Annotated in this window: 1 protein-coding gene and 1 pseudogene; both read left to right on the top strand. The window is 72.0% G+C overall.

What is annotated here, in order from left to right; genetic code table 11:
• Positions 1–138 precede the first annotated feature (138 nt).
• Positions 139–1,869, top strand: coding sequence for a cation acetate symporter (locus ACFV6I_RS39365; RefSeq protein WP_380431076.1), 1,731 nt, complete (start codon positions 139–141; stop codon positions 1,867–1,869).
• A gap of 12 nt (positions 1,870–1,881) precedes the next feature.
• Positions 1,882–2,068 (top strand): annotated as a pseudogene (locus tag ACFV6I_RS39360) (hypothetical protein); the annotation flags it as partial.

Genomic DNA, 2,068 nt, shown 5'->3' with positions numbered 1-2,068 from the left:
CCCGCGCGAGCGGCGCGGCGGGCGGCGCCCCGCGGGGCGGGGCGCGGGGGGGGCGGGGCGGGGGGGGGGGGGCGCCGCCCCCGCCCCCCCCCCCCCCCCCCCCCACGCCGACAACCAGGAACTGACGGAGAGCCAGGCATGACACAGCACCTTCCGCTCGCCGCGGCGACGGCGCAGGCGGCATCGCACAAGGGCCTGACCATCGGCCTGTTCGTCGCCCTGGTGGCGGTGACCCTCGTCATCACCCTCTGGGCGCGGCGGAGCACCCAGGGCACCGGCGGCTTCTACACCGGCGGCGGCCAGTTCTCCGCGCTGCAGAACGGGATCGCGATCTCGGGCGACTACCTGTCCGCGGCCTCCTTCCTCGGCATCGCCGGGATCATCGCGCTCTCCGGGTACGACGGCTTCCTCTACTCGATCGGCTTCCTGGTCGCCTGGCTGGTCGCGCTGCTGATGGTCGCCGAACTGCTGCGCAACACCGGTCGGTTCACCATGGCCGACGTGCTGGCCGCGCGGCTGCGCAGCGGTCCGATGCGGACCGCCGCGGGCGTGTCGACCATCGTGGTCTCGATCTTCTACCTGATCGCGCAGATGGTCGGCGCGGCGACGATCGTGGGGCAGCTGCTCGACGTCAAGGGCGCCTCGGCGCAGATCTGGACCATCGTCGGGGTCGGTGCCCTGATGATCGTCTACGTCGTGGTCGGCGGGATGAAGGGCACCACCTGGGTGCAGATCGTCAAGGCGGTGCTGCTGATCGCCGGCGCGGCCATGATGACCCTGTGGGTGCTGGCGAAGTACGGGTTCGACCTCAGCCACCTGCTCGGGGACGCCGCCGCGGCCTCCAAGAAGGGCGACTCCTTTCTCCAGCCCGGCCTGAAGTACGGGGCGACCGACGGCTGGTCGAAGCTCGACCTGGTCAGCCTCGGCGTCGCCCTGGTGCTGGGCACCGCGGCGCTGCCGCATGTGCTGGTCCGCTTCTACACCGTCCCGACCGGCCGCGACGCGCGCAAGTCGGTGAACTGGGCGATCGGCATCATCGGGGTCTTCTACCTGATGACCCTGGTGCTCGGCTTCGGCGCGGCCGCGCTGGTCGGCACGGCGACGATCAAGGAGAAGGATCCGTCCGGCAACACTGCCGCCACCCTGCTGGCCGAGCACCTCGGCGGCGGCGCGGGCACCACCGGCGGCTCCCTGATGCTCGCCTTCATCGCGGCGGTGGCGTTCGCCACCATCCTCGCGGTCGTCGCCGGGCTCACCCTGACCTCGTCGTCGTCGTTCGCCCATGACCTGTACGCCAGCGTGATCCGCAAGGGCAGGGCCACGGAGCGGCAGGAGCTGGTCACGGCGAAGATCGCCGCCGTGGTCATCGGCGCGGTCGCGGTCGCCCTGTCGATCTTCGCCAGGGACCTCAACGTGGCGTTCCTGGTGGCCCTGGCCTTCGCCATCGCGGCCTCGGCCAACCTGCCGGCGATCCTGCTGACGCTGTTCTGGAAGCGCTTCACCACCGTCGGCGCCAAGTGCGGCATCTACGCGGGCCTGGTCAGCTCGATCGGCCTGGTGCTGCTCTCCCCGATCTGCTGGGGCGGCGCGACCGGCACGGTCCACGCCGTGAAGCTGACGGCCGCCCAGGCGAAGGACTGCGGGGTGGAGGCGTCCAGCAAGCAGGTCGGCAACGCCACGGCGCTGATCTCCTGCACCACCACCGCACCGGTGCCGCTGCAGAATCCGGGCATCGTCTCGATCCCGATCGGGTTCGCGGCCGCGGTCCTCGGCTCCCTGGTCGGCAGCCGCCGCCGTCGCGACGAGGAGTCGGACGGGCGCGGCTTCGAGGAGCTTGAGGTCCGCGCGCTCACCGGAGTGGGGCGGTAGCTCCTGGTGCCGCCCGACGAGGACATCCACCGGGTGTCGAACGGCGGCACCGGTCGCGCGGTCTCCCTGCACGTCTACGGCGCCGACATCGCGCTGAACGGGGGCAGCTCGATCAACCGGGTCTTCGGAAACGAGGTCGTGGACCTCCCGCCGGACGGCGCCCGCCTGGTGAGCTGGCGGAGCCCGGAGAGCCTGGCCC

The sequence above is a fragment of the Kitasatospora sp. NPDC059803 genome, assembly GCF_042732255.1.
Lineage (GTDB): Bacteria > Actinomycetota > Actinomycetes > Streptomycetales > Streptomycetaceae > Kitasatospora.
Note: the sequence above shows the minus strand (reverse complement) of the source record. Positions and strands in the feature narration are given on the sequence as shown.

What these genes read in the sequence shown, in the direction of transcription:
- ACFV6I_RS39365 (WP_380431076.1), top strand. Translation starts at nt 139, where the DNA reads ATGACACAGCACCTTCCGCTCGCCGCGGCGACGGCGCAGGCGGCATCG.